Source organism: Paenibacillus sp. FSL R5-0378 (assembly GCF_038009285.1).
GTDB lineage: Bacteria > Bacillota > Bacilli > Paenibacillales > Paenibacillaceae > Paenibacillus_AQ > Paenibacillus_AQ favisporus.
Window position 1 is genome coordinate 689,727 of sequence record NZ_JBBPAY010000001.1, and the last position, 25,956, is coordinate 715,682.

Below are 25,956 nucleotides of genomic sequence, written 5' to 3' on the forward strand. Positions count from 1 at the left end.
GGCTTAACATCTCAATTATATGAATGTCAAAATTTCGATTCCGTTATGCCGGTCTTAGACTGCAGCCCAGCGTGCACAAACAGCATTCTTATTGTATCATAGCCTATTTGCGAACACAAGCTAAACCCGCACTGCACCGCTGTTTATGGCATCAATCACAAGCTAAAATAGCCCCACAAAGTGAGGCTTATGCTTCGATGCCTATTCCAAATACTTTGCGGGGACCCCATAACAAGGAAACTTACTCCGCTAAAACTTATACTTTGTGTTTAAAAAAAAGAGCGCCCCGGAGTTACCCGGAACGCTCTTTGCTTAAGGCTGTACAGCCTTATTTTTTCAGGTTGTAGAACGACTTCAGGCCGTTGTACTGCGCCAGTTCGCCCAATTCGTCCTCGATGCGGAGCAATTGGTTGTACTTCGCAATACGGTCCGTACGGGACGGCGCACCGGTTTTGATTTGGCCGGCATTCGTTGCCACGGCAATGTCAGCGATCGTGCTGTCTTCGGACTCACCGGAACGGTGGGAGACAACTGCTGTGTATCCTGCACGTTTCGCCATTTCGATCGCATCAAACGTTTCTGTCAGCGTACCGATTTGGTTTACTTTGATCAGGATGGAGTTACCGATGCCTTCTTCGATACCTTTCTCAAGACGCTCGGTGTTCGTTACGAACAAGTCGTCGCCAACGAGCTGGATCTTGTCGCCGAGTTTCGCGGTAAGGAGTTTCCAACCTTCCCAGTCGTCTTCGGAGCAGCCGTCTTCGATCGTAATGATCGGGTATTTGTCAACCCAGGAAGCGAGCAGCTCAACGAATTCACTGGATGTGTAGGATTTGCCTTCGCCTTCAAGATGGTACTTGCCATCTTTGTAGAATTCAGTGGAAGCAACGTCCATACCGAGGAATACGTCAACGCCTGGCTTGTAGCCGGCTTTTTCGATAGCTTCCATAATGGAGGACAATGCGTCTTCGTTGGACGTGAAGTTCGGAGCAAAGCCGCCTTCGTCACCTACCGCTGTGTTCAGGCCTTTGCCCTTCAGAACGGATTTCAGGCTGTGGAAGATTTCTGCACCTGTACGGAGAGCTTCCTTGAACGTAGGAGCGCCAACCGGCAGTACCATAAATTCTTGAACGTCGACGTTGTTGTCGGCATGAGCGCCGCCGTTGACGATGTTCATCATTGGTACAGGCAGTTGTTTAGCATTGAATCCGCCGAGGTATACGTACAGCGGAAGGTCCAGAGCGTCAGCAGCCGCGCGGGCTACGGCCATGGATACAGCCAGGATGGCGTTAGCGCCCAGCTTGCCTTTGTTAGGTGTTCCGTCCAGTTTGATCATCAGCTTGTCGATGCCGAGCTGGTCGAGCGCATCCATGCCGATCACTTCAGGAGCGATGATTTCGTTCACGTTCTTCACCGCGTTCAGAACGCCTTTGCCGAGGTAACGGTCTTTGTCGCCGTCGCGAAGCTCTACAGCTTCGTGAGCGCCTGTGGATGCGCCGGATGGTACGATGGCGCGGCCATGGCCGCCGGATTCCAGATATACTTCAACTTCAACCGTAGGGTTACCGCGGGAGTCGAGGACTTCGCGTGCGTACACGTCAGAAATAATAGTCATTTTGTGCTAATCTCCTTTTCCACATTCGTAATTGGTTATTCAGACCACATGATATAGATTGAACTCAAGTCTCGAATGGAGAACCCTGTTGTAACGACCTTATCCAAGCCCTGCAACACGAACTTCTTGAGTTCATTCTATATTGCTTGTCAGCTTCTACAGCCATTATAACGTATCGGATCACCGGAATCGAATTTTCCGCTTATTTACGGGTTGCGATCATCGATTCGCCGGTCATTTCGGCAGGCTTCGGAAGCTGCATCAGATCGAGAATCGTCGGCGCCACGTCGGCCAGAATGCCACCTTCGCGCAGCGTTACGTTCTCATCGGTCAAAATAAACGGCACTGGGTTCGTCGTATGAGCAGTGAATGGGCGTCCTGCTTCGTCAAATACCATGTCGGCGTTTCCGTGGTCAGCGATAATAATCGCTACCCCGCCTTTGGCAATAACGGCGTCCACTACTTTGCCCATGCACTCGTCGGTGACTTCAACCGCTTTGATCGTCGGTTCCAGCATACCGGAGTGTCCGACCATATCCGGGTTGGCAAAGTTCAGAATGATCGCATCATGCTTCTCGGCTTCAATTTCCTTCACGCAGGCGTCCGCCACTTCATAAGCGCTCATTTCCGGCTTCAGGTCATAAGTGGCGACCTTCGGCGAATTGATCAGAATGCGCGTTTCTCCAGGCAGCTCGACGTCGCGTCCGCCGCTGAAGAAGAAGGTAACGTGCGGATATTTTTCCGTTTCGGCAATGCGCAGCTGCTTCTTGTTATTCTGCACCAGCACTTCGCCCAGCGTGTTGTCCAGGTTCTTCGGCTCGTAGGCTACGTAGCCTTCCACCGTTTCGCTGAACAGCGTCAGGCAGACGAAATGGAGGTTTTCCGGGAACTTCGGCCCGCGGTCGAATCCGCGGAAGTCCTTGTTCGTGAACACCTGAGACAGCTGGATCGCGCGGTCCGGGCGGAAGTTCAGGAAGACAACGGAGTCTCCGCTTTCCACCAGCGATACCGGGTTGCCCTGCTCGTCAACGATGACGGTCGGCTCCACAAACTCGTCGAATACCGACTTGTTGTAGGATTCCGTTACGGCAACCAGCGGATCAGTGTATTTCGGTCCATCCCCGTAAACAATCGCACGGTAGGACTTCTCTACGCGTTCCCAGCGCTTATCGCGGTCCATCGCATAGTATCGGCCTTGTACCGTGGCGATTTTGCCGATGCCGACTTCCTTGATCTTTGCTTGCAGATCCTGGATGAACTTCTTGCCGGAATCCGGAGCCACGTCGCGTCCGTCCAGGAAGGCATGGATGTAAACCTCATCCAGTCCTTCTTTTTTCGCAAGGTCCAGCATAGCAAACATATGCTCGATATGGCTATGTACCCCGCCGTCGGACAAGAGGCCGTACAGATGGAGCTTCTTGTTGTTATTCTTTGCAGCTTGCACCGCTTCGACCAGCGTCGGGTTGTTGAAAAACTCCCCTTCGCGAATCGATTTCGAAATCCGGGTCAAATCCTGGTACACGATGCGGCCTGCGCCGATGTTCAAATGGCCGACTTCGGAGTTGCCCATTTGCCCTTCCGGCAGACCTACCGCTTCGCCGGAAGCGGTCAGCGTCGTGTTCGGATACTTCGCCATCAATCGGTCGTAGTTCGGTTTCTTGGCCTGCGCTACTGCGTTGCCTTCGTCCGTGCTGCGCAGCCCGAATCCGTCCATGATGATCAGTGCTACGGGTCTAGGTGCGGTCATCTTACTTCGCCCCCTCAACGAGCTGGATGAACGAAGCCGGCTGCAGGCTGGCACCGCCAACGAGCGCGCCGTCGATGTCGCTTTGGCCCATGTATTCTTTAACGTTTTCCGGCTTCACGCTGCCGCCGTACTGGATACGGACCTGATCCGCTACCTCTTTGCCATACAGGCCTTCAACCAGGCTGCGGATATAAGAGATCACTTCGTTAGCGTCCTGTGCTGTCGAGGACTTGCCGGTTCCGATTGCCCAGATTGGCTCGTAAGCGATAACGACTTGAGCCGCCTGTTCTGCGGACAAGCCTTGGAACGCTGCTTCCGTCTGTACTTTGCAGACGTCCTTCGTTTGGCCGGCTTCGCGCTCTTCCAGCTTCTCGCCGACGCACACGATTGGAGTCAGGTCATGACGGAATGCCGCTTGAACCTTTTTGTTCACGGTCTCGTCGGTTTCGGCAAAGTACTGCCGGCGCTCGGAGTGCCCGATAATGACGTAGTCTACGCCAAGGTCTTTCAGCATCACGCCGCTGATTTCCCCGGTGAACGCACCGTTATCTTCAAAATGCAGGTTTTGCGCACCGATTTTGATCGATGTGCCTTTCACGGCTTCCACCAAAGCGGGAAGGTTCGTGAACGGAGCGCAGATGACGCTCTCCACGCCTTCAACTTCAGCTTTGCCTTTGACTTCTTCGATAAACGTTTTGGCTTCCGGAACGGTTTTGAACATTTTCCAGTTGCCGGCGATGATAGGTGTTCTCACACTTTTCACTCCTTTTTTGTCCTTACGGGTCCGTACGTTCCGCGCTCTTTCAGCGCTTCTTGCTTACTTGTCGTTCAGTGCCACGACGCCAGGGAGAGCCTTGCCTTCCATGAACTCGAGGGATGCGCCGCCGCCGGTGGAGATGTGATCCATTTTGTCAGCCAGATGGAATTTCTCTGCCGCTGCCGCCGAATCGCCGCCGCCGATGATGGTGTAGCCTTCGGTTTGGGCGCAGGCTTCTGCTACTTCACGTGTACCGTTGGAGAAAGGATCGATTTCAAATACGCCCATCGGTCCGTTCCATACCACGAGCTTGGAGTTCTTGATGATCTCCGCATATTTGGCACGGGTTTTCGGCCCGATATCCACGCCTTCCCATTTCTCTGGGATGTTGCCGACTTCTACGATGTCCACGTTCGCATTGGCGCTGAAATCGTCCGCGATGACGATGTCGACCGGAAGCAGGAAGTTTTTGCCGAGATCCTTCGCTTTTTGGATAAATCCGAGCGCGACATCCAGTTTTTCATTATCGCACAAAGACAGACCGATTTCATAGCCCTGTGCCTTCATGAACGTATAGGACAGGCCGCCGCCGATCAGTACGTTATCCGCGATGTTCAGCAGGTTGTCGATCACGTCGATTTTATCCTTAACCTTGGAACCGCCGATGATCGCTGTGAAAGGACGCTCCGGATTGGACAGTGCTTTACCGAGTACGGAAAGTTCCTTCTCCATCAGCAGGCCGGAAACAGCCGGCAGGTAATGAGCGATACCTTCGGTCGAAGCATGCGCACGGTGAGCGGCGCCAAACGCGTCGTTTACGAACAGGTCAGCCAGCTCAGCGAACTGCTTCGCAAGTTCCGGATCGTTTTTCTCTTCGCCAGGGTAAAAGCGGACATTTTCAAGCAGCAGCACGTCGCCGTTGTTCAGCTTCTCCACTTGCGCTTTGACCGCGTCGCCAACTGCTTCGTCAGCCTTGGCAACCGGTTTGCCGAGCAGCTCGGACAGGCGCTCTGCCGCAGGTGTCAGACGCATGGATTCTACCACTTCGCCTTTCGGGCGTCCCATGTGGCTGGCCAGAATCACTTTCGCGCCATGCTCGATCAGGTAGTTGATCGTTGGCAGCGTTTCACGGATCCGTGTATCGTCAGTAATTTTGCCGTCTTCCAATGGCACGTTAAAATCAACGCGCACGAATACGCGCTTGCCGTTTACTTCTACATCACGTACAGACTTCTTGTTCATCGTATTGTTTCCCTCCGCACCCATATTTTTAACGGGACAGTCTCCTCAGCCCCGTAGTTCAGCATGTTAGGACATTTATCTTGCATTCATAGAATGGCTCAGCTCCGCTGAAAATTTATGCATTCTATATTTTAAAGAGCGGAAACATAGGATGCCTGTTTCCGCTCGGGATGTTTTCGCTATGGGATGGCCGATATTACTTAGCGATCTTAGCGAAGTATGCCAATGTGCGAACCAATTGGGAAGTGTAAGACATTTCGTTGTCGTACCAAGCAACAGTTTTAACCAGCTGTTGGTCGCCAACAGTCAACACTTTCGTTTGAGTAGCGTCGAAGAGCGAACCGAACGTGATGCCTTTGATGTCGGAAGATACGATTTCGTCTTCAGTGTAGCCGTAAGTTTCTGGATCGGAAGCTTCTTTCATTGCTGCGTTCACTTCGTCAGCCGTTACTTTGGTGTTCAGAACTGTAACGAGCTCAGTCAGGGAACCTGTTGGTACAGGTACGCGTTGAGCGGCACCGTCCAGTTTGCCTTGCAGTTCTGGAAGAACCAGACCAATCGCTTTTGCAGCGCCAGTGGAGTTAGGAATGATGTTTTCTGCAGCTGCACGCGCACGACGGAAGTCACCTTTTGGATGCGGAGCGTCCAGGGTGTTTTGGTCGCCAGTGTAAGCGTGGATCGTTGTCATCAAGCCTTGAACGATACCGAACTTGTCGTTCAGCGTTTTGGCCATAGGAGCCAGGCAGTTCGTTGTGCAAGATGCGCCGGAGATAACTGTCTCAGTTCCGTCCAGTGTCTCATGGTTAACGTTGTATACGATCGTCTTCATGTCGCCTGTAGCCGGAGCGGAGATTACAACTTTCTTAGCGCCGCCTTTCAGGTGTTTCTCAGCAGCTTCTTTCGTTGTGAAGAAGCCTGTGCACTCGAGAACGATGTCTACGCCAAGATCGCCCCAAGGAAGTTCTTCAGGGTTACGGTTCGCCAGAACCTTAACTTCTTTGCCGTTCACTTTGAAGAAGCCGTCGTGAACTTCGATGTCTCCGTTGAAAGTGCCTTGCGTTGTATCATATTTGAGCAGATGGGCCAACATCTTAGCGTCAGTAAGGTCGTTGATGGCTACAACTTCGATGCCTTCCACATTTTGAATACGGCGGAAAGCGAGTCGTCCGATACGTCCAAAACCGTTAATGCCTACTTTTACACTCATTGAATAGTCCTCCCAAAAGTTCGTATTTTATTTATTCAAAACAGGTAAATACCTGTCATGACATCAAAAAGAATGTTGTTTACTCGCCGTCGATTTCCCGGCAGATCTCGATAGCGGCCGCTTCGTCAACCACCAGAATGTCCTCGTGGCCGAACTTGAGCACCGCATGGATCGCTTTGGCCTTGCTTCGGCCGCCCGCAATGCCGATGACGGTCTCGGTCCGCATAATGTCCTCCAGCCGCAGCCCCAAAGTCATCATTTTATGAACGACAACGCCTTGTTCATTGAAATAGTAGCCAAAGGATTCGGCTACGGCTCCTTCCGACCGGATCTCCTCCACAGCGGCGGGATCCAGCCTTCTGCGGCGGGTCATCTCCATCGCGTCCCCGATGCCGTGCATGATGATGCGGCAGTGCCTGATCGCCTGCACGATCTCCTGGATGTTGCGGTCCTGCACCAGCGACTGATACGCTTCATCGCTCAGGAGGTCCGGCACATGCAGCAGCCGGTACTGCGCGCCGACGCGCTTGGCCATGGTGGATGCGATCGTATTCGCCTGAAACTCCACGCTTTCGCCAAGTCCGCCCCTAGCTGGCACGAACCAGCTGTTCTTCATCGGTACGGCCGCCTGCGGCGTTAGCTGCTCCGCCACTTCGGCGAGCGTTGAGCCTCCAGTCACCGCTACGGTGTCCCCTTGGTTCATGACGCCAAGCAGCGCTTTGGCACCCGCGCGTCCCAAGTCACGCTTCGTGAGGGGCGACGATTCGCAATCCCCGGGCACGACCACGACTTTGCGCAAGCCGTACGTCTGGCGGATCTTCTCGCCAAGATCATTGAGGCCGAACAGCACTTTCACCATCGGCTCCATCTGTTCGAGCAGCTTGCTTCCCGCCTCACTGACCCTCATCCCAGAGCTCTCGATCTCAATCAGGCCCTGGGACTTGAGAAGATCCGTCTCGGCCCGCAGCACCCGCTCGGTCATATGCAGGGATGCAGCGAGCGTTCTCCGGCCGATCAGCTCCGACAGCATGATCTGATGAAGAATGGTGTATCTGGTCTTGAGAACGTCCACGAGATCAGGCAGAAGCTGCTTTTGTATCTCTAATATATCCCGCATTTCTTTCCACTCCTGCAACTTCGCTTCCCTCTCTCCCCTGGCCCTAAAATGTCCCGGGTCAACGTTTTAAGTCCCACCACTATTCTACTCAATAATGGCGCTGGTTGCAAGTAGTCCACTGACTATAATTCACATCACCCTTTCCTCCTATACAGCATTTTCCTGATTCAAAAAAATTAATAACTTAACCCTTGCATTTTGAGGCAAGCTATCATATAATAACTCTTGCTATTGAATTTTGCGCCCGTGGTCCAATGGATATGACGTAGGCCTCCGAAGCCTGAGATCGAGGTTCAATTCCTCGCGGGCGCGCCATTTTTCTTCAATAGAAGAGAACGCAGAACGGTAACCGTTCTACGTTATGTTTTTAACCAAACGTACCACAGCCAATCAGATGGCTATTTTTTTTACCTTGAGTTTGACTTTCTTTGACTTTTTGTTTGAAATTGTTTATCATGTGGTTAATACGGTAACAGTATGTATAGAATGACCTATTTTGAGCCAATTAAGGGAGGTTTTCCACGTGAGTTATATTCCTATGGTCGTCGAACAAAGCAACCGCGGTGAACGGGCTTACGACATCTATTCCCGTTTGCTGAAAGACCGCATCATTTTCCTGGGCACCGAAGTCAATGACGTGGTCGCCAATTCTATCATCGCCCAGCTGCTGTTCCTCGCAGCCGAAGATCCGGAGAAAGACATCCATTTGTACATTAACAGCCCCGGCGGATCCATTACGGCCGGTATGGCGATTTTCGATACCATGCAGTTCATCAAACCGGACGTATCTACTATCTGCGTAGGCTTGGCCGCTTCCATGGGCGCGTTCCTGCTGAACGCCGGCGCCAAGGGCAAACGCTTCGGCCTGCCGAACAGTGAGATCATGATCCACCAGCCGCTCGGGGGTGCGCAAGGCCAGGCTACGGATATCGAAATCCGCGCCCGCCGCATTCTGAAAATGCGCGACACCTTGAACCGCATCCTGTCCGAACGTACCGGACAGCCGCTGGAGCGCATCGAGAAAGACACCGACCGTGACTACTTCATGAGCGCAGCTGAAGCGCAGGAATACGGACTGATCGATAAAGTTCTGGAAAGCACTCCAATCCAAGGCGTGTAAATATTCGCGGCTTTGGAACCGAAGAAAAACAGGGAATCTCCCCGAATCGATCCGCTTACGGATCGCCGGGAGGCTCCCTGTTTTTTTGTTTTTCAAGGCGTCAAGCAGGCTGCAAGCGCACCCATGAACATGATTCTCATAGGCTTGACCACATCAATATATTGATGCATTATTCTTACTACATGCCAAATATCATCTACATATTGATTTCCATCGGCATAGTATATATAACATATTTTCCCTCTATCCCAGTCTATTCAGTGTAGTTCTAGGATTAAGGGGTTTCATTTTCAGCGAAGCTGAACCATTCTGTGATCACAAGAATAACGACCACGATATGTGGTGTGGTTATCTACAATGACGTCAATAGACGTTTTTTTTGCGCCCGTGACCACGGCAGAGAACATTATTCAGGAGTGAAGGATCATGCTGATCGTCTATGATTCCAAGACCGGCAATGTCAGACGCTTTGTCAACAAGCTGAACATGAGAGCCATTCCGATCGAAGAGCAGGAGCAGGTGAATGAGCCTTACGTGCTCGTAACGTATACAACAGGTTTTGGGCAGGTGCCCGAGAAAGTGTCCAACTTCCTGTCGAAGAACAACCGCATGCTTCGCGGCGTGTCGGCCAGCGGCAACCGGAACTGGGGGCCTCGTTTCGCCAAGAGCGCGGATACGATATCGGAGATGTACCATGTGCCGGTCATCACCAAGTTTGAGCTTTCGGGAACGATGCGGGATACAGAGATTTTCAAAGAGAGGGTGCGGAGCATTGAAGCATATTGAACTCAACAACGAAATTATGCAGCGCGGATTGGACGGTTACTTTCAATTGGAAAAGGACCGGGAGGCGGTTGCCGCCTTTATGGAGGAAGTGGAGCGCGATACGATGAAGTTCGGCTCCCTGCGCGAGAAGCTGGATTACCTGATCAGCAACGACTACTATGAGAACGTGTTTGAGCATTATACCTACGACGAAGTCGAGTCCGTGTTCAACCTGACGGGGAGCAGCGACTTCCAATTCCAGTCCTACATGGCGATCTCGAAGTTCTACAAGGACTATGCGATGAGAACTAACGACAAGAAGCAGTACCTGGAGCAGTATCCGGACCGCGTCGCCATCGTGGCGCTGTACTTGGGCGAAGGGAATATCGGTAAAGCGCTCCGTATCGCCGAAGCGATGATCGAGCAGCGGCTGCAGCCAGCGACCCCGACCTTCCTCAACGCCGGCAAAAGCCGCCGCGGTGAGCTGGTCTCCTGCTTCCTGCTGGAAATGGACGATTCGCTCAATTCGATCAACTACGTGCTCGGCACCTGTATGCAGCTGTCCAAAATCGGCGGCGGCGTTGCCGTCAATTTGTCCAAGCTGCGTGGGCGCGGCGAACCGATCAAAGGCGTGGCCGGAGCGGCCAAAGGCATCATGCCGGTGCTGAAGCTGATGGAGGACGCGTTCTCCTATGCCGACCAAATGGGCCAGCGTAAAGGCTCGGGTGCCGGATACTATAACATTTTCGGCTGGGATGTCATCGAGTTCCTTGATTCGAAGAAAATCAACGCCGACGAGAAGCTGCGCATCAAGACGCTGTCGATCGGGCTGATTGTGCCGAATAAATTTTACGAGCTCGCCGCCCAAAACAAGCCGCTTGTGGTCTTTGGCCCTTACTCGGTGTACAAAGCCTACGGCAAGCATCTGGACGACCTGGACATGGACGAAATGTACGACGAGCTGCTCGCCAATGACCAGGTAACGAAAAAAACCGTCATGAGCGCCCGTGACATGCTGACGAAAATCGCTTCGATCCAGCTCGAGTCCGGTTATCCGTACATCGTGAACAAATCGAACGCCAACAAGGTGCATGCGCTGAAGGATGTCGGCCAGATCAAAATGTCCAACCTGTGCACGGAAATTTTCCAGCTGCAGGAGACTTCGGAAATCAACGACTACGGTGTCGCTGATGTAATTCGCCGGGACATCAGCTGCAACCTGGCCTCGCTGAACATCGTGAACGTAATGGAGCAGGGAAAAATCAAAGAATCGGTCCGTGTCGGCATCGAGGCCCTTACCGTCGTCAGCGATCACTCCCGCGTGGAGAACGCGCCGGGCGTGAGCCTCGCCAACAAGGAGCTGCACTCCGTCGGCCTTGGAGCCATGAACCTGAACGGTTACCTGGCCAAGAACAAAATCGCATACGAGAGCGCGGAAGCGCGCGAGTTTGCGAGCACCTTTTTCATGATGATGAACTACTACTCGCTGGAGCAAAGCATGGAAATCGCGCGCGATCGCGGCGAAACGTTCCGGGATTTCGACAAGTCCGAGTACGCGAAGGGTACCTATTTTGACCGCTACCTCGAAAAGGACTTCCGGCCGCAATCGGAACGTGTGAAGCAGCTGTTTGAAGGCATCGAGATCCCGTCCCCTGAGGACTGGGCGCAGCTCAAGGCGCTTGTGCAGAAGCACGGACTGTACCATGCCTACCGTCTGGCGATCGCGCCGACGCAGAGCATCTCGTACATCCAGAACGCGACGTCCAGCGTCATGCCAATCGTCGAGCATATCGAAACGCGTACCTACGCGAACTCGACGACATATTACCCGATGCCGTTCCTCAGCGCGGAAACGCAGTGGTATTATAAATCGGCCTACAATATCGACCAGTTCCGCCTGATCGACATGATCGCGGAAATCCAGCAGCATGTGGACCAAGGCATTTCCACCGTGCTGCACGTCAACAGCACCGTATCGACCCGGGAATTGTCCCGTTTCTATATTTACGCCGCCCAGAAAGGGCTGAAATCGCTGTACTACACCCGGACGAAAAAATTGTCCATCGAAGAGTGCACCAGCTGCGCTGTCTAAATTCGAATATTACGCAAGGCGACGGCGGGGGCTTGAACAGCCCCTGTCGCCTTCTTCTATAAAAGGAGCAATGGTCTGATGAAAGCAGTAAACTGGAACCGGCCCGATGACGATTTTACGCTCATGTTCTGGCAGCAGAACATCATGCAGTTTTGGACCGACGACGAAATCCCTTTGTCCGACGATAAAATGGACTGGATCAAAATGACCGACGAGGAGCGCACCGCCTACAAGCATGTTCTTGGCGGACTGACGCTGCTGGATACGCTGCAGGGCGGCGTCGGCATGCCGAAAATTTTGGAGCATGTGGAAGGCCTGCAGCGCAAAGCCGTGCTCGGCTTCATGTCGATGATGGAGCAAATCCACGCCAAATCGTACAGCAGCATTTTCACCACGCTCGCCTCGACGGAGGAGATCGACGCCATTTTCCGCTGGGTGGAGGACAACGAGCAGCTGCAGTTCAAAGCGAAGAGCATCGAATCCTGGTACGCGAACATTCAATCCAAGCGCGATCTCTACAAGGCGATGGCCGCCTCCGTCTTCCTGGAAAGCTATCTGTTCTACAGCGGCTTCTTCTATCCGCTTTACCTGGCCGGCCAGGGCAAAATGACCAGCAGCGGCGAAATCATCGACCTGATCATCCGCGACGAGAGCATTCACGGCCTGTACGTCGGCACGCTGGCCCAGGAGCTGTTCCAGGAGTTCTCTTTCGAAGAGCAGGAGGAGCTGCGCCGGGAGCTGTACGAGCTGCTTGAGACGCTGTATCAGAACGAGGTGAAATATACGGATGACCTGTACAGCCCGATCGGACTGCAGGAGGAAGTGAAAACTTATGTCCGCTATAACGCCAACAAAGCGCTGATGAATCTCGGCTTCGAGCCGCATTTCCCGGAAGAGCCGATCAACCCGATCGTCTTCAATGGCATCAGCACCCACACCAAGCAGCATGATTTCTTCTCGAAAAAAGGCAACGGCTACGTCCGCGCGATCAACATCGAGCCGCTGTCCGACGACGACTTCGTGTTTGACGTATAAGTTCAGGCAAGTAACAGAAGGAGCTCCGCTCCATAACAAAATCCCCTTTGAGCAGGCAAGTGCAGGAAAGCCCACTGCCGTTTGCTCAGAGGGGATTTTTTTTCTGGGATTGTCGTATCCACAGCAGTGCAATTCTCTTGTTGACATTTCAAATTATTTTGAAATATAATGTTCCCGATCCAATCATTTCAAAATAATTTGAATTATAGGGGTGAACTACGAATGTCTACTGATCAACAAACTCGGCTAAGCGGCTCTACATCCGAAATGGCTTCCGTCAAGCAGCGGGGCATGGGATGGAGTTTGGCACTGCTTGCTCTAGCACAGCTGATTTACGGGCTCGACATCAATATCGTTTTCGTCGCATTGCCTGAGATCGGACATGGCCTTGGCTTCTCGGAACAGTCCCTGCAATGGGTGGTCAGTGCTTACACGGTTTTCTGCGGAGGCTTCCTGCTTCTTGGAGGGCGTGCTGCCGATATGCTGGGACAAAAGCGAATGTTTATTTTTGCGTTGGTCCTTTACGCCCTTTCGTCGCTATTGGGAGGCTTGGCTTGGGACCCGCTCGTCATCATTATAGCCCGTGCCATCCAGGGTATCGGAGCGGCGTTCCTGTTTCCGGCCACGTTATCGCTGATCAACCGATTGTTTGAGGAAGGTCCGCGCCGAAACCGCGCTCTTGCCGTATGGGGCGGGGCCGGAGCCAGCGGCCTGACGATTGGCTCGATCCTGGGCGGGGTATTGACCAATGCATTCGGCTGGGAAGCGGTCTTTTTGGTGAATGTTCCATTAGCAGGAATCGTTGCACTAGCCGCGCCGTTCGTCATTCCCCGTGATAAACGGCGGAATCAAAAGCGCTATTTCGATATTCCCGGCGCCGCCACGGTAACCGCAGGCGCCACTCTCTTGGTATATGTTCTTGTCCAGGGGCCCGAATTGGGCTGGGCCTCCACGGAAATGATCATCTGTGCTGCCCTTTCCCTGATCCTCTTGTCGATCTTTGCCCTGATCGAAATACGCAGTACCGCTCCTTTAATGTCGATCCATCTTTTCCGTAACCGCAGCTTGGCTGCCAGCATGGTCATTACATTCATCTACATGGGGACGTTTGGTGCCTTACCTTACTTCCTGACAACCTTATTTCAAAATGTGCACGGATACAGTGCTCTGCAAACCGGGCTTGCCTTCATTATCCCTTCCTTGGCAATTGCCGCGGGCACCCAGCTCGGCGAGCGGCTGGCGTCCCGTTTGGAGGCGCGAAGCACACTGCTTATCGGCATGATCATCGGAATTGTCGGAACCATACTGATTCCATTAGGTGCGTACACGGATAGCAGCTACCTAATGATCGTTCCGGGCCTTGTAATTTCCGGGATCGGCCAGGGCATCACCTGGACTGCCATGTGGATCACGGCTTCAGACGGCGTAGCCCCCGAGGACCAAGGCGTCGCGTCCGGGATGGCCTCGACTACCTTAAACATCGGCAATGCCATCGGGCTTGCCATATTGATCGCCATCGCGAACTCGGGTACGCATCAACTGACGGGTGAAGCTTTTCGCCAAGCATTAGCTGAGGGGAATCGGACAGCCATTTATCTGGCGGCGCTCGGCATTCTCCTTGGCGCGCTTGTCGCCTTGTTTTTGCCCCGCAAACGAAAAATATGACCGGCTGCCGCCACGCAGCAAAAACCCCCGTTATAGGTTTAACGGGGGTTTGGCTGCTTAAAGTATCCGCTTGAGGATCGTTGACCGACGCTCGTTGGGATAAATGTTCTATATCATCAGACTCGCTTACATCATCTCAGCTGCATCGGCTCCATTATTTCGCTGCTTCGAACGGATCCGTTCCCTTCGGCAGCAGGTCGCTGAAGTTGAACGTATACGTCGGGAAGCCGGCGGCATACGGCCCGATTTCATACTGTTGGAAGAAGATCGTCAATCCGCTTTCCTTCACATAGAAGTCCGCGTCCTTTTTCAGCCCGTTGAAGCCGTCTGTGAAGCCGTCTTTGGTCGCTTTTTGCTTCAGTAGTTTGTCCAGCTTGGTCTTGGCGTCGGCCGAATTGTGGAGCAGGCTGTCCAGTGTCAGCTGTTTGCCGTCCTTCAGCGAGAACGTAAACCCTTCGCGAGCCGTCATCCCGTGAGCTCCGCCTGTGTATTCATAAGAATCCGTCACGATGCTCAGGACGCCTTGGCGGTTATAAGTAACCAGGAACGTTCCGTCGAACTCATACGGGTGCTCCACCTTCGCGTCGCGCTTTTTCGCCTTGGCCTTGGCTTCTGTGGCGAACGCTTCCGCCTTGTCTTTAAATACTTTGTTGATCGCCTCCTGGGCGTCCGCGTTAGCCAGCCCGCTTAACTGAGGATAACGGATCAGAATCGTTGCATTGGCGTCGCTCGCCTTGATGAGTTCGGTGGAGATTGCCACCTGGTTCATCTGACGCTTGGACAGGCTCAACGTCTTGGAAGACGCGTTATACACGCCCTGGAAGCCCATATAGTCGTTCAGCAGCTTGAAAGGGACGTACAGCTTGCCGTCGATTAATTTGCCCTCGTAGTTGTTCGAATTGTCCCCGACATAGCTTCCGTTGATATAAGCGCTGACCCCGTAGTCGGAAACCTCCAGGTTCAGCTTCGTTACCCCGGATCCGACGGTGTACGTCTTGATACCCGGATTATAAGACAGCGGCAGACCGGCGGCATCGCGCAAAATGGACACCGGAATCATGGTGACCCCGTCAACCAGTTTCCCCTGCAGCGATAACACCTTGCCGTTATATTTCAACGCCACTCCCGGCTGCGTAGCCAGCTTTACGACCGGCTTTGAGGCTGCAGCCGACACCTGCGATCCCCCAAACACGCCGGCATTTCCGATCAATACGCCTGCGGCCAGCACCGCGGCTCCCCATTTCATTCCCTTGTTCATCCCTATCCAATCTCCTCTCCAAACATTGCTGCTTGTGCTAGTCATATGATTTATTACCCAAATTCACCACTTCCCTATTATAAAAAAGAGCTCCGCCGATTTGTTTACAACCGGGGTTACAGTATTGTCGTTTACGCCAGCCAAAAGTATAACTCTCTTAACCTTTACGTTAACTTTGTGTTTCTTCATCCGATCGGCCACGGGCCTTGCGATCATGTCGTCATAAAAATAATGCCCCGTTCCGGAATCCAGCTTAAGCATGGATCCCGAAACAGGGCAATTACTCTTAAACGATATTAGCGGTCGTTGTAAGGCCTCTGCTTACTACCGTCCGCTCTTCAGCTCTGTCCAGTAACGGTCATAGAGCTGCAGGGTATCCTTTACGTCGCCGAGCCATTCCGTCCGGCCCAGCTCTTCTTCGGAGAGGTTGATCATATGGTTGTTCCGGTATTCCTCGCTGTGGAACTCCATCGCTTTGGCGTTCGGATCGCTGTATCCGATCGATTCATAGTTCTTTGCGCTGACCTGCGGATCAAGCATGTAGTTGATAAACTTCTCGGCAAGCTCTTTATGCTCGGCCCCTTTCGGGATCGCATAGTTATCCGAGAAGATCGTCCCGCCCTCTTTTGGCACGACATATTCCACATCCGGATTGTCCTTCGCGATAAAAGCCGCGTCGCCGGACCATACCGTTCCGATCCAGCCTTCCTCCTGAATCATCTTTTGCTTGATGGTATCCGTGTCGAAAGCAAGAACGCTCGGCAGCAGCTTCTTCAGGTCGTCCACGGCCGACTTGATCTCGCCTTCATCCTGGGAGCTGTTCGAGTGCCCCTGCTTCTTCAAGGCCATGCCAATCACTTCGCGGTTGTCGTCCAGCAGAAGGACCTTGCCCTTGTATTTCGGGTCCCACAGATCCTCCCAGCTGTCGATGGTGTCCTTTACGTACTTTTTGTTATACGCGATACCCGTTACGCCGGAAGTGTATACGATCGAGTATTTATTGCCCGGGTCAAAATCAGGGTTCTTCAGCGATTCCTGAATGTTCTCGAAGTTCGGAATGTTGTTCTTGTCCAGCGGTTCCAGCAGATTGTTCTCGATCATCGTCCGGACCATGTAGTCCGAAGGCTGGATCAGATCGTATCCGCCGCCGCCCGCCTTGATTTTGGCCAGCAAATCCTCGTTGTTCGCATAGTTGTCATACGTAACCTTGACGTTGAATTTACTCTCGAAGTCCTTGAGCACCTGCTCGTCAAAATTATCAGCCCAGCTGTAAATATGAAGCGTCTCCTTGGAAGATGAGCATCCTCCCAGGGATGCAACCGACACGAGGGCGAGTGCCCCAGCCAGTACGAGACCGGCGATACCCTTTCTTTTCACAGTAACATATCTCCTCTCTTTCTCCTTATAGCGTGTAGTCCATATCCTGAAGTTCAATCAACAGTTCCATATCTTGCAGCTGCGTTAAATCGGCAGCATTTTATGCTTCTTCTGGCCCTTGCCGCGGTTGAGGAAAAACTGCGCCAGCAAAATCAGCACGACGCTCACCACGATCAGCAGCGTACAGAGTGCGTTAATTTCCGGCGAGATTCCCCGCTTCACCTGGCCGTAAATATAAATCGGCAGCGTAGTCGAGCTTGGCCCGGCTACGAAGAAGCTGACCATAAAGTCGTCCAGTGACATCGTAAACGCGATCAGCGCCCCCGAGATGACGCCCGGGAAAATTTGCGGCCACGTTACATGGCGGAACGTCTGCCAAGGGGTGGCGCCAAGGTCGGCGGCCGCTTCCTCCAGCTGCTTGCCCATTCCCGCAAGGCGGGCCGTCACCACGACATAGACGTAAGACATGCTGAACGTGATATGGGCGATAATGACCGTCGCTTTACCCAGCGGAACATGCATCTGGTTGAACAGTACCAGCAGCGACAGCCCCATGATGATGTCGGGAATAATGACGGGCAGGTACATGAGTCCGTTCATGCTGCCCTTCCATCGCCGGCCAAGCCCTCGCAAAGACAAAGCTCCCACGGTTCCAAGCAGCGTCGCTACGATCGTGGATACGATCCCGACGGTCAAGCTGTTCATGAGCGCTTCAAGCACGTGGTCATCGGTCATCAGCGAGGCGTACCAGTCGAACGTAAACCCTTCCCAGTCCCCGCTGAGCCTCGTGTTATTAAATGAATAAATAATAATCAGCAGGATCGGCACATAAATAAAGATCATCATCAGCACGGAGTGAATCCCCAGCAGGGGATGACTTTTTCTCTTCATGCTTTCCCCTCCTTCGCTCGGTCCGCCCGGGACTGCATCGCCCGGTTAAACAGCAGGATCAGAATGAGGGACGTGATGACGAAAATCACGGACAGCGCCGAGCCAAACGGCCAGTTGCGCGCTCCCAGATACTGCTGCTGGATGATGTTGCTGATCATCGTCGACTTGGCACCGCCGAGAATATCCGTGACGACGAACATCCCCGTTGTAGAGACATAGACGAGCACGCAGCCGGTCATAATCCCGGACTTACTCTGCGGCAGCGTGATGTGCCGGAACGCTTTCCAGCGGGTAGCCCCCAGGTCGCTGGCCGCATCCAGCAGCCGCTTGTCCATCTGTTCCAGCGCGACGTAAATCGGCAGCACCATGAACGGAATGAAGTTGTAGACCATGCCAAGCAGCACCGCGCCTTTGGTATACAGCATTTGCAGCGGCTCCTGAATCCATCCAAAATGGATCAGCAGCGTATTCACCACGCCCTGCGTGCGCAGCAGCAGCACCCAGGCGTACGTCCGGATCAGGAAGTTGATCCAGAACGGAATCGTGATGAGCACCAGTCCCCAGGTCTGCACCCTTGGAGAGGCATTGGCGATAAAATAAGCAAGCGGGTAGCTGACCAACAAGCATACGACGGTCGTCACCACCGACAGCACTAACGTATCCCAATAGATGCCGAGATACAGAGAGTCGAAAAAGGTTTTATACCCGTTCAGCGAGAAATGAAAGACAACATTGCCCAGTGTGTCGCGGCTCATCAATGACATGACCACGACGATCACCATCGGGACGAGCAGAAACAGCGCCAGCCACAGCAGAACCGGCGTAATCAGCAGCTTGGATCGTCTCATGCCCCGATGACCACCTCATCCCGCTGATTCCAGTCCACCCCGATCCGCTGCCCAACCTTCCAAACGATCTCATCTTCGAAGTCCAGAGCGATCGTCACCATCATCGGTTCGCCATCGAGCTGGACGGTTAGCTTATGAACGTTGCCAAGATACAGCACATCCTGAATGACTCCGGTCTTGCGGACCCCTTCGGTTTCCCGTTTTGGACGCAGCTTCTCCGGCCGTACGGCAAACAGCTCCGAACCGGAACTGAAAATGTTGTTCTCCCCGACGAAAGTCGCGGCGAAAAGCGTCTTCGGCGCGGCATAGATGTCCTTCGGCGTGCCGATCTGCTCGACTTTGCCGCTGTTCATGATCACGATCCGGTCGGACAGCATCATTGCTTCCTCCTGGTCGTGCGTGACATACACAAAGGTAATGCCCAGCGAGCGCTGCAGATGCTTCAGCTCAGACTGCAGGCTCTTGCGCAGCTGCAGGTCGAGCGCGCCCAGCGGCTCGTCGAGCAGGAGCACTTTGGGCTTGTTCGCGATTGCCCTCGCGATGGCCACCCGCTGCTGCTGTCCGCCGGACAGCTGATGCGGATAACGCGAAGTAAGCGCGGTTAGCTGCGTCATCTGGACGGCTTCAGCAACCCGTGCTTTTTGCTCTGCCTGGGGCAGCTTTTTCATTTTCAAACCGAAGGCGATATTGTCTCCGACGGTCATATGCGGGAACAGCGCGTAGTGCTGGAACACCAGGTTCAAATCCCGCTGGTTAGGCGGAAGCTTCGTGACGTTCTGCCCTTCCAGGATAATCTCGCCGTGAGTCGGCTGTTCGAATCCGGCAATCATGCGTAGTATGGTCGTCTTACCGCAGCCGCTAGGCCCGAGCAGAGTCAGGAATTCCCCTTCTTCAATGTTCAGTGACAGCGGATGCACGACAACTTGTCCTTCAAATTGCTTCTCAATCTGGACAAGTTCAATCATATGCATCAACCCCTTATCCATTACTAAGAAAAAAGCCATATCCATGGGTATGGCTTTTTCGGTAAATTATTTTTCCCCGTTACGATTCAACGGAAGTTGTTTAAACTGTTGCTGCATGTACAAATTTTCGCATATTCACTATAACGTTTTTTGACCCTTGGTACAATACCTTTCTGTGTTTTCCCGCTGGAAAAGGGGGGATCGGGACCCACATCTGCGCAAAAAGCCGCCGCTTCAAGGGACGTCTGTCCCCGAAACGGCGGCTTGGCTCGGACCAAATCAGCCCGTGCTTATTTCATTTCGTACTGCACGCTCAGCTGCGTCGATACTTTTACTTCGCCAGGCTCCACCGACGTGGCGTTGCCGGCGTTGCTGTCCGCAGCCATTTTGGCCATGGAAGATTCGGCATAAATGATTGGGTTCTGCGCATCGCCCTGGCTCACGACCAGAACCACTCCCAGCTGACGCTTGGCGGCCTTGGCAATGGCGCCCGCTTTCAGATCAGCGTTAGCCATTGCCTTCTCAATCACTTGTGACTCATATTGGTCACGGTTCTCAACAGAGAACTGTACGCTTTCAATGTTGTTGGCACCCGCACCGGAAGCGGCGTCAAGCAGCTGTCCAACCTTGGACAGGTCGCGGTACGATACCTGCAGCGTATGGTGGGCCGTATAGCCCGTCACTTTTTGTCCGTCCTTCTCGTTGTAGGTGTAGTTCGGCTGCACATAGAACGTGGTGCTCTTGATATCTTTGTCTTCGATTTTCCACGTCGTCTTCAGCAGCGCGGTGATCTTTTGGATTTTGTCTGCCGTTGCCTTTTGCGCGCTTTGTGCCGTTGCCGCCTGCGAGTCCACACCAATCGACAAGTATGCGATATCCGGCTTGACCGAAATCTCACCTTTGCCCACAACATTGATGACATTGCGCTGTACATCCTGGTCCGCATAGACGGTGGTCGAGCCACCCAGTCCGGTGACGCCCGCACCTCCAGCCAAGAGCGCTCCTGCGATCAGCACGGAACCTACCGGTTTCAGCCATGTTTTCATTACCTTCAGCCTCCCTTTATATACTTCCAGTGTATCCATATAGCCGAAAGTGCAAGCACGGACGCAGCCTGTAGGTCAAACCGCCTGCGCAGCCGCCCTCACCTTCCAACTGTATTTGTCTACTAGACGTAGGGGACTGTTAAATGTTGCACATGTTAGAAAAATAATCTTTTGCCTATGAAACGGTCAGCTGACGATCGATTTCAAGTGGCTCTGCGCTTCCTTAATGCCGGCCAGGCTCTGCTCATTGTTGCCGAGGAGGGACTGCAATGTGGCCGACAATTCCTGCAGCGTCGCCGACGTTTGCTCGTTCACCGACGCGAGATGCGAAGTGGACTCGTCAATGGAACCCGAGAACGTCTCCACTTCGTGAAGCAATCCGCGGTACCCGTCGGAAATCTGGAGCAGTCCGGCCACCGATTCTTTTATGGATTCAAAGGCTTCGTACGTCTCATGCGTCATCTCGCTGCTCTTCTGCATCCGCTCCGCAACCTGATCCATCCGCATCAGGGTGTCGCTCATCAGCTCGGAGAAGCTGTGAAGCTGGAGCGAAATTTTCTCCGCCGAGTCCGAGGCATTCTCCGCCAGCTTGCGGATTTCCCTGGCGACCACGGCAAAACCTTGTCCATGCTCGCCTGCCCGTGCCGCCTCGATGCTGGCGTTCAGCGACAGCAGGTTGGTCTGGTTCGCAATCTCCTGAATGGTCTGGCTGAACTGCGTCGTTTCATGAACCTTTCCGGTCAAGCTCTGGATATCCTGCGACATGGCGCCGATTTCTTCCTTGAATTCGATAATCGCTTCATTCAGCTGCTCCACTTTGTCCTTACCGGATTCCGACAGCCGGTTAGCCGTACCTGTCTGGCTCAGCAGCGTATCCGTCGAGCTGGACATCTGCTTGATCATCTCGTTCATCTGCTTAATGGACTCGTTAATGGCATAGGTGGAATCCACCTGGGATGATGCCCCGCCCGATATCTCCTGAAAGGCGACGTTCATCTGCTGGAACGAGGCGGTATTATCCTCGACCGCCTGCGTCAGGTCGTCGATGCTGCCGGTCACCGCAGCCACGCTGCCCAGCACGTGTTCCTTTTGTTCCTTCTGCTCGGCCAGCAGCCGCTCGGTCTGATCGCTTGCCGCTTTCATATTGTTCATCAAGGACCGGGTCACCCGCAGCAGCAGGAACACCATGACGCATACAAGCGCATACATAATGATGACCGTTAAAGGTCCGTCCTTCGAACCGGTTCCGAGCTGAACCTCATCAGCCTTTTGCAGGCACAGGTAGAGCATCAACCCCAAGCCGTACAGCATCGTGATCGAGGTTAATATAATACGCAAGGTGATCAGCGCCAACACGAGCAAATAGTATATGGAAAACAAGCTGCTCGGGCTGGTGGAATCCAACGCCTGAATGAGGATCGTCAGGGCCACCCCCGTAATGGCAATAACGGCCGCCTGATGAATCAGCTTACGCCGGACTTGGCTGTACACCATTACCAGCAGAACTACCAAATCAATCAAGAAGCTTAAGTTGTTGAGACTCGTCAGATTATCGAGGCTTCCCAGCTTGACCGTGGACACAGCCATCAGCGTGGAGATCAGAATCGCGATCAGCAGAATCCGGTTTCTGCCCATTGCGTCCCGCTCCGCGATCGTCAGCCTCCGTCGTTTCCCCGATCCTTCAGCATCATCTGTGTTGGTTGTGGTACTGTTCCATTTCCCCATACGTTGACCCCTCTTTATCAAAATAAATGCATCCGGGCTTCCCCGCTGCCGCCGCTTGCATGAACGGCTATAGCTATGATATCGGACGGCAGATTTATTTTTATATGAGCCAAATCGTCCCAGATCCCGCCAGACAGCAAAAAACAGCCCGCCCTCCCCAAGGAGAAACGGACTGCTTTGTGCAGAAAATGGCCTCAGCGCCGCATCATTCACAGCCGCAGGGCCCATTCTATAATTGTTTATTATTGGTTTTCAAGCTCTTCTTTGCCCACCAAGTTGACTAAAGCGGTTACAGCCTGTTCTGCGTCCGCACCTTCAGCACTGATGTTTACTTCCGTACCCGAGCTAATGGCAAGGCTCATAATTCCCATGATACTCTTGGCATTCACCTTTTTATCATCTTTTTCCACGAAAATTTCAGACGAGTACTTATTCGCTTCTTGGACGAACAATGCTGCCGGTCTGGCATGGAGACCCGTTTTCAAACGGACAACTACCGGGTGCTTTGTCATGGAAACTTACCCCCTATTAGATCAATCTGTATAGCTCACACACAACACATTTTATAACATTATACCATTATACCATGAAGGAAACTAGAAGAAAAAAGGCTCAGCCGCCACGAATCTTCTCGGCCATTTCGTCAATCTTGCGCAGCCGGTGGTTCACGCCGGATTTGCTGACGGTGCCCTTCAGCAGTTCACCGACTTCCTTCAGGTTCATATCGGGATGGGCCAATCTCACTTCGGCCACTTCCCGAAGTTTGTCCGGCAGATTATCAAGGCCCACTTCCTTCTGGAGCAGTTTGATGTTATCGATTTGCCGGACGGCGGCCCCGATTGTCTTGTTCAAATTCGCGGTTTCACAGTTCACGATCCGGTTGACCGAATTCCGCATATCCCGCATGATCCGTACGTCCTCGAATTTGAACAAGGCCTGATGGGCCCCAATCAGGCTTAAAAATTCAATGATTTTCTCGCCTTCCTTAATATACAGTATGAACCCCTTCTTGCGCTCTATACAACGGGCGTTCAGATGAAATTCATTGGCGAGGTCTACAAGGGCCTGGCAGTGCTCCTCATACATCGAGGCGATTTCAAGATGGTATGACGACCCTTCCGGATTGTTCACGGAGCCCCCTGCCATAAAGGCACCGCGTAAATACGCCCCTTTGCAGCATGGTTTGCGGACCAGATCCGGATGGATATCCGAGGTGAACAGGAAGCCCTCGGAGACAATCTTCAGCTCCTTCAGTATTTCCTGAACCTGTGCAGGAATACGTACGATGTACACATTATTTTTCTTCAAACGCATTTTTTTACGCACAAGAAGCTCGGTATGCGCCTGGAAATGCTTTTTGATCAATGTGTAAATGCGTCTTGCGATGGCTGCGTTCTCTGTCGATATATCCAGAATCACCTTTTTATTGGAAAGCTGGACGGCCCCGTTCATCCGGATCAGTGCCGACAGTTCAGCCTTTTCGCAGCAGGGCTCTGCTTCGATCATGGTCAGTTCTTTTTTAGTCAGCGCCGCAAACGACACGGGACTCACCTCTTTCGTTTAATCCAATTTTGAACCAGCTGGTAAATATGCCGGCTCAGCTTGTCGGCGTCATGGCGCAGATAGGTCCGGAACAGGACCAGCGTATCGGCGATGACCTTATAGCCAAGACTGGTGACCTCGTCGTAATCGAGCTCCACCGGCTTCGCGCCCTTCTCGGCATATTTGTCCTGCACCTGAGGCGGAATTTCGCCGCTGTTCACGATGACATAATCGAACAAATGCTTGCCGACATGGTCATATACCGCCTGAAGATGGTCGCTTACGGTGTAGCCGTCCGTCTCCCCGGGCTGTGTCATAACGTTGCACACAAAAATCTTGATCGCGTCCGACGACATGACCGCTTCGGCCAGCTTCGGAACGAGCAGATTCGGCAGAATGCTCGTATATAGGCTTCCCGGGCCGATCAGGATGGCATCCGCCTCCCGGATGGCCTCGGTCGCTTCCGGAAGCGGCTCGACATGGGCCGGCTCCAGAAACACCCGCTTGATCCGGCCGCCGGCTTCCGGAATTTTCGACTCACCGGTCACAATGGTGCCGTCCTCCATCTCCGCGTTTAGGATCACGGCTTCGCCTGCCGCCGGAAGCACCCGCCCCCGCACGGCAAAAACGCGGCTGAGCTCGCGCACAGCCGTTACAAAATCGCCGCTGATGTCGGTCATCGCTGCCAAAATCAGGTTCCCCAGGCTGTGCCCGGCCAGGCCTGAGCCGCTGGAGAACCGGTATCTCAGCATTTCCGACAGCAGCGGCTCCACGTCGGCCAGTGCCGTCAGGACGTTCCGGATGTCCCCGGGAGGGGGCATCTGCAGCTCGCTGCGAAGGATGCCCGAACTCCCTCCATCGTCTGCTACGGTGACGACAGCCGTGATGTCTAGCGGCATTTCCTTCAGTCCCCGGAGCATGACCGACAGTCCGGTGCCCCCGCCCATCACGACGATCCGCGGACGGTCACTTCTTTGTTCTGCCACTGTCATCACTTCCACTCTCTTTAATGCCGATCACGTTCGGAATCCCGATGGCTGACGGAGACCGTCTCGGTCTCGCTGGCTCCCAGCATTTTGCCCAGGTACTCGGCGATCGCCACCGAGCGGTGCTTCCCGCCGGTACAGCCGATGCCGATGATCACCTGGCTCTTGCCTTCCTTACGGTATTGGGGAATCAAGAAATGCAGCATATCCAGCAGCTTCGTCAGAAAAGCCTGGGTTTCAGGCCACTTCATGACATAGTCATACACATCGCTGTCCTGACCGGTGTGTGGACGCAGGCTATCCACATAGTGGGGATTCGGAAGAAAGCGGACGTCAAAGATCAGATCGGCATCGATCGGAATACCGTACTTAAATCCGAATGAGGTTACGTTGACCGAAAGGGTATTGCTTTCCAAGTGGGAAAATCTCGAGATAATTTTGTCCTTCAATTGTCCCGGCTTCATATTGCTCGTGTCGAGCACCACTGTAGCCGAGCTCTTGAGCTCCTCCAGCATTTTGCGCTCCAGCCGGATGCCGTCCAGCGGCATGCCCTCCGGCGCAAGCGGATGCCGCCGGCGGGTCTCCTTATAACGCTGCACGAGGACCGAATCGGTCGCCTCCAGGAACAGAATTTCGCAATGAATCGTGAAATGGTCCTTAATATAATTCAATGATTCGGATAAGGCCGTAAAGAACTCCCGGCCGCGCAGGTCGATGACCAGCGCCACCTTGGCGATTTTCCCCTTCGATTGTTCAATCAGTTCCGCAAATTTGGGAATGAGCACCGGCGGTAAATTATCCACACAGAAAAATCCCAAATCCTCCAAGCTTCGTACGGCCAAGGATTTACCCGCCCCCGACATGCCTGTAATAATAATCAGGGTGGCCATGGCCGACGCAGTATTATTCTCCTCCAGCATCAGCTTTCCCCTCCCTTATGGAATATGGGCCCGTTA

At 53.3% G+C, this 25,956-nt stretch carries 22 protein-coding genes and 1 tRNA gene; 6 read left to right on the plus strand and 17 right to left on the minus strand.

From position 1 onward, the window contains the following. Positions 1 to 328 precede the first annotated feature (328 nt). From eno to MKY74_RS02990, 6 genes are all read right to left on the minus strand, one after another. Complete coding sequence (gene eno, locus MKY74_RS02965; RefSeq protein ID WP_076173153.1) at positions 329 to 1,615, minus strand: phosphopyruvate hydratase; 1,287 nt, start codon at positions 1,613 to 1,615, stop codon at positions 329 to 331. Positions 1,616 to 1,817: 202 nt separating this feature from the next. Continuing rightward, complete coding sequence (gpmI, locus tag MKY74_RS02970; protein ID WP_076173154.1) at positions 1,818 to 3,362, minus strand: 2,3-bisphosphoglycerate-independent phosphoglycerate mutase; 1,545 nt, start codon at positions 3,360 to 3,362, stop codon at positions 1,818 to 1,820. 1 nt (position 3,363) lies between these two features. Further along, positions 3,364 to 4,116 carry a triose-phosphate isomerase gene (gene tpiA / locus MKY74_RS02975; protein ID WP_076173155.1) on the minus strand — a complete coding sequence of 251 codons (753 nt, stop codon included), beginning with the start codon at positions 4,114 to 4,116 and terminating at the stop codon, positions 3,364 to 3,366. A gap of 63 nt (positions 4,117 to 4,179) precedes the next feature. Next, a complete protein-coding gene (locus tag MKY74_RS02980; RefSeq protein WP_076173225.1) occupies positions 4,180 to 5,361 on the minus strand; it encodes a phosphoglycerate kinase in 1,182 nt (393 codons plus the stop codon). A gap of 196 nt (positions 5,362 to 5,557) precedes the next feature. Continuing rightward, positions 5,558 to 6,568 (minus strand): type I glyceraldehyde-3-phosphate dehydrogenase, encoded by a 1,011-nt coding sequence (gene gap / locus MKY74_RS02985; RefSeq protein WP_076173156.1) that lies wholly within the window; start codon positions 6,566 to 6,568, stop codon positions 5,558 to 5,560. A gap of 79 nt (positions 6,569 to 6,647) precedes the next feature. Beyond that, the gene (locus tag MKY74_RS02990) at positions 6,648 to 7,685 is read right to left on the minus strand and encodes a sugar-binding transcriptional regulator (protein WP_076173157.1); all 1,038 of its coding nucleotides are present in this window, start codon (positions 7,683 to 7,685) and stop codon (positions 6,648 to 6,650) included. Between the two features lie 240 nt (positions 7,686 to 7,925). Between MKY74_RS02990 and MKY74_RS02995 the strand changes: the two genes are divergently transcribed. The 6 genes from MKY74_RS02995 (at position 7,926) to MKY74_RS03020 (ending at position 14,362) form a co-directional block, all read left to right on the plus strand. Then, positions 7,926 to 8,000, plus strand: a tRNA-Arg gene (locus tag MKY74_RS02995). A 208-nt stretch (positions 8,001 to 8,208) separates the two neighbouring features. Beyond that, positions 8,209 to 8,805, plus strand: coding sequence for an ATP-dependent Clp endopeptidase proteolytic subunit ClpP (gene clpP, locus MKY74_RS03000; RefSeq protein WP_076173158.1), 597 nt, complete (start codon positions 8,209 to 8,211; stop codon positions 8,803 to 8,805). 426 nt (positions 8,806 to 9,231) lie between these two features. Further along, positions 9,232 to 9,591, plus strand: coding sequence for a class Ib ribonucleoside-diphosphate reductase assembly flavoprotein NrdI (nrdI, locus tag MKY74_RS03005; RefSeq protein ID WP_076173159.1), 360 nt, complete (start codon positions 9,232 to 9,234; stop codon positions 9,589 to 9,591). Next, on the plus strand, positions 9,578 to 11,662 hold the full coding sequence (nrdE, locus tag MKY74_RS03010) for a class 1b ribonucleoside-diphosphate reductase subunit alpha (RefSeq protein ID WP_076173160.1): 2,085 nt from the start codon (positions 9,578 to 9,580) through the stop codon (positions 11,660 to 11,662). Before nrdI ends, nrdE begins: the two co-directional genes overlap by 14 nt. A 78-nt stretch (positions 11,663 to 11,740) precedes the next feature. Next, positions 11,741 to 12,697 (plus strand): class 1b ribonucleoside-diphosphate reductase subunit beta, encoded by a 957-nt coding sequence (gene nrdF, locus MKY74_RS03015; protein WP_076173161.1) that lies wholly within the window; start codon positions 11,741 to 11,743, stop codon positions 12,695 to 12,697. 222 nt (positions 12,698 to 12,919) lie between these two features. Beyond that, positions 12,920 to 14,362 carry an MFS transporter gene (locus MKY74_RS03020; protein ID WP_208629360.1) on the plus strand — a complete coding sequence of 481 codons (1,443 nt, stop codon included), beginning with the start codon at positions 12,920 to 12,922 and terminating at the stop codon, positions 14,360 to 14,362. A 154-nt stretch (positions 14,363 to 14,516) separates the two neighbouring features. On the opposite strand, the gene MKY74_RS03025 is transcribed toward MKY74_RS03020, so the two are convergent. The 11 genes from MKY74_RS03025 to rapZ form a co-directional block, all read right to left on the minus strand. Beyond that, positions 14,517 to 15,620, minus strand: coding sequence for a PdaC/SigV domain-containing protein (locus tag MKY74_RS03025; RefSeq protein WP_076173163.1), 1,104 nt, complete (start codon positions 15,618 to 15,620; stop codon positions 14,517 to 14,519). Positions 15,621 to 15,944: 324 nt separating this feature from the next. Next, positions 15,945 to 16,982, minus strand: a complete 1,038-nt coding sequence (locus MKY74_RS03030; RefSeq protein WP_373319031.1) for a polyamine ABC transporter substrate-binding protein — start codon at positions 16,980 to 16,982, stop codon at positions 15,945 to 15,947. Positions 16,983 to 17,081: 99 nt separating this feature from the next. Continuing rightward, positions 17,082 to 17,888 (minus strand): ABC transporter permease, encoded by an 807-nt coding sequence (locus tag MKY74_RS03035; protein ID WP_076173166.1) that lies wholly within the window; start codon positions 17,886 to 17,888, stop codon positions 17,082 to 17,084. Then, positions 17,885 to 18,736 carry an ABC transporter permease gene (locus tag MKY74_RS03040; protein WP_076173167.1) on the minus strand — a complete coding sequence of 284 codons (852 nt, stop codon included), beginning with the start codon at positions 18,734 to 18,736 and terminating at the stop codon, positions 17,885 to 17,887. The genes MKY74_RS03035 and MKY74_RS03040 overlap by 4 nt, the downstream gene beginning before the upstream one ends. Beyond that, positions 18,733 to 19,707 (minus strand): ABC transporter ATP-binding protein, encoded by a 975-nt coding sequence (locus MKY74_RS03045; protein WP_279628491.1) that lies wholly within the window; start codon positions 19,705 to 19,707, stop codon positions 18,733 to 18,735. The genes MKY74_RS03040 and MKY74_RS03045 overlap by 4 nt, the downstream gene beginning before the upstream one ends. Positions 19,708 to 19,991: 284 nt before the next feature. Continuing rightward, positions 19,992 to 20,747, minus strand: a complete 756-nt coding sequence (locus tag MKY74_RS03050) for an SIMPL domain-containing protein (protein ID WP_076173169.1) — start codon at positions 20,745 to 20,747, stop codon at positions 19,992 to 19,994. A gap of 186 nt (positions 20,748 to 20,933) precedes the next feature. Continuing rightward, positions 20,934 to 22,472: a methyl-accepting chemotaxis protein gene (locus MKY74_RS03055; RefSeq protein WP_076173170.1), complete on the minus strand. Its 1,539-nt coding sequence runs from the start codon at positions 22,470 to 22,472 to the stop codon at positions 20,934 to 20,936. A 242-nt stretch (positions 22,473 to 22,714) separates the two neighbouring features. Further along, positions 22,715 to 22,984, minus strand: a complete 270-nt coding sequence (locus MKY74_RS03060) for an HPr family phosphocarrier protein (RefSeq protein ID WP_076173171.1) — start codon at positions 22,982 to 22,984, stop codon at positions 22,715 to 22,717. Between the two features lie 100 nt (positions 22,985 to 23,084). After that, positions 23,085 to 24,014 carry a DNA-binding protein WhiA gene (whiA, locus tag MKY74_RS03065; RefSeq protein WP_076173172.1) on the minus strand — a complete coding sequence of 310 codons (930 nt, stop codon included), beginning with the start codon at positions 24,012 to 24,014 and terminating at the stop codon, positions 23,085 to 23,087. A 5-nt stretch (positions 24,015 to 24,019) separates the two neighbouring features. After that, positions 24,020 to 25,006 carry a gluconeogenesis factor YvcK family protein gene (locus MKY74_RS03070; protein ID WP_076173173.1) on the minus strand — a complete coding sequence of 329 codons (987 nt, stop codon included), beginning with the start codon at positions 25,004 to 25,006 and terminating at the stop codon, positions 24,020 to 24,022. 14 nt (positions 25,007 to 25,020) lie between these two features. Continuing rightward, positions 25,021 to 25,920 carry an RNase adapter RapZ gene (gene rapZ / locus MKY74_RS03075; protein ID WP_076173174.1) on the minus strand — a complete coding sequence of 300 codons (900 nt, stop codon included), beginning with the start codon at positions 25,918 to 25,920 and terminating at the stop codon, positions 25,021 to 25,023. Between the last annotated feature and the right edge of the window lie 36 nt (positions 25,921 to 25,956).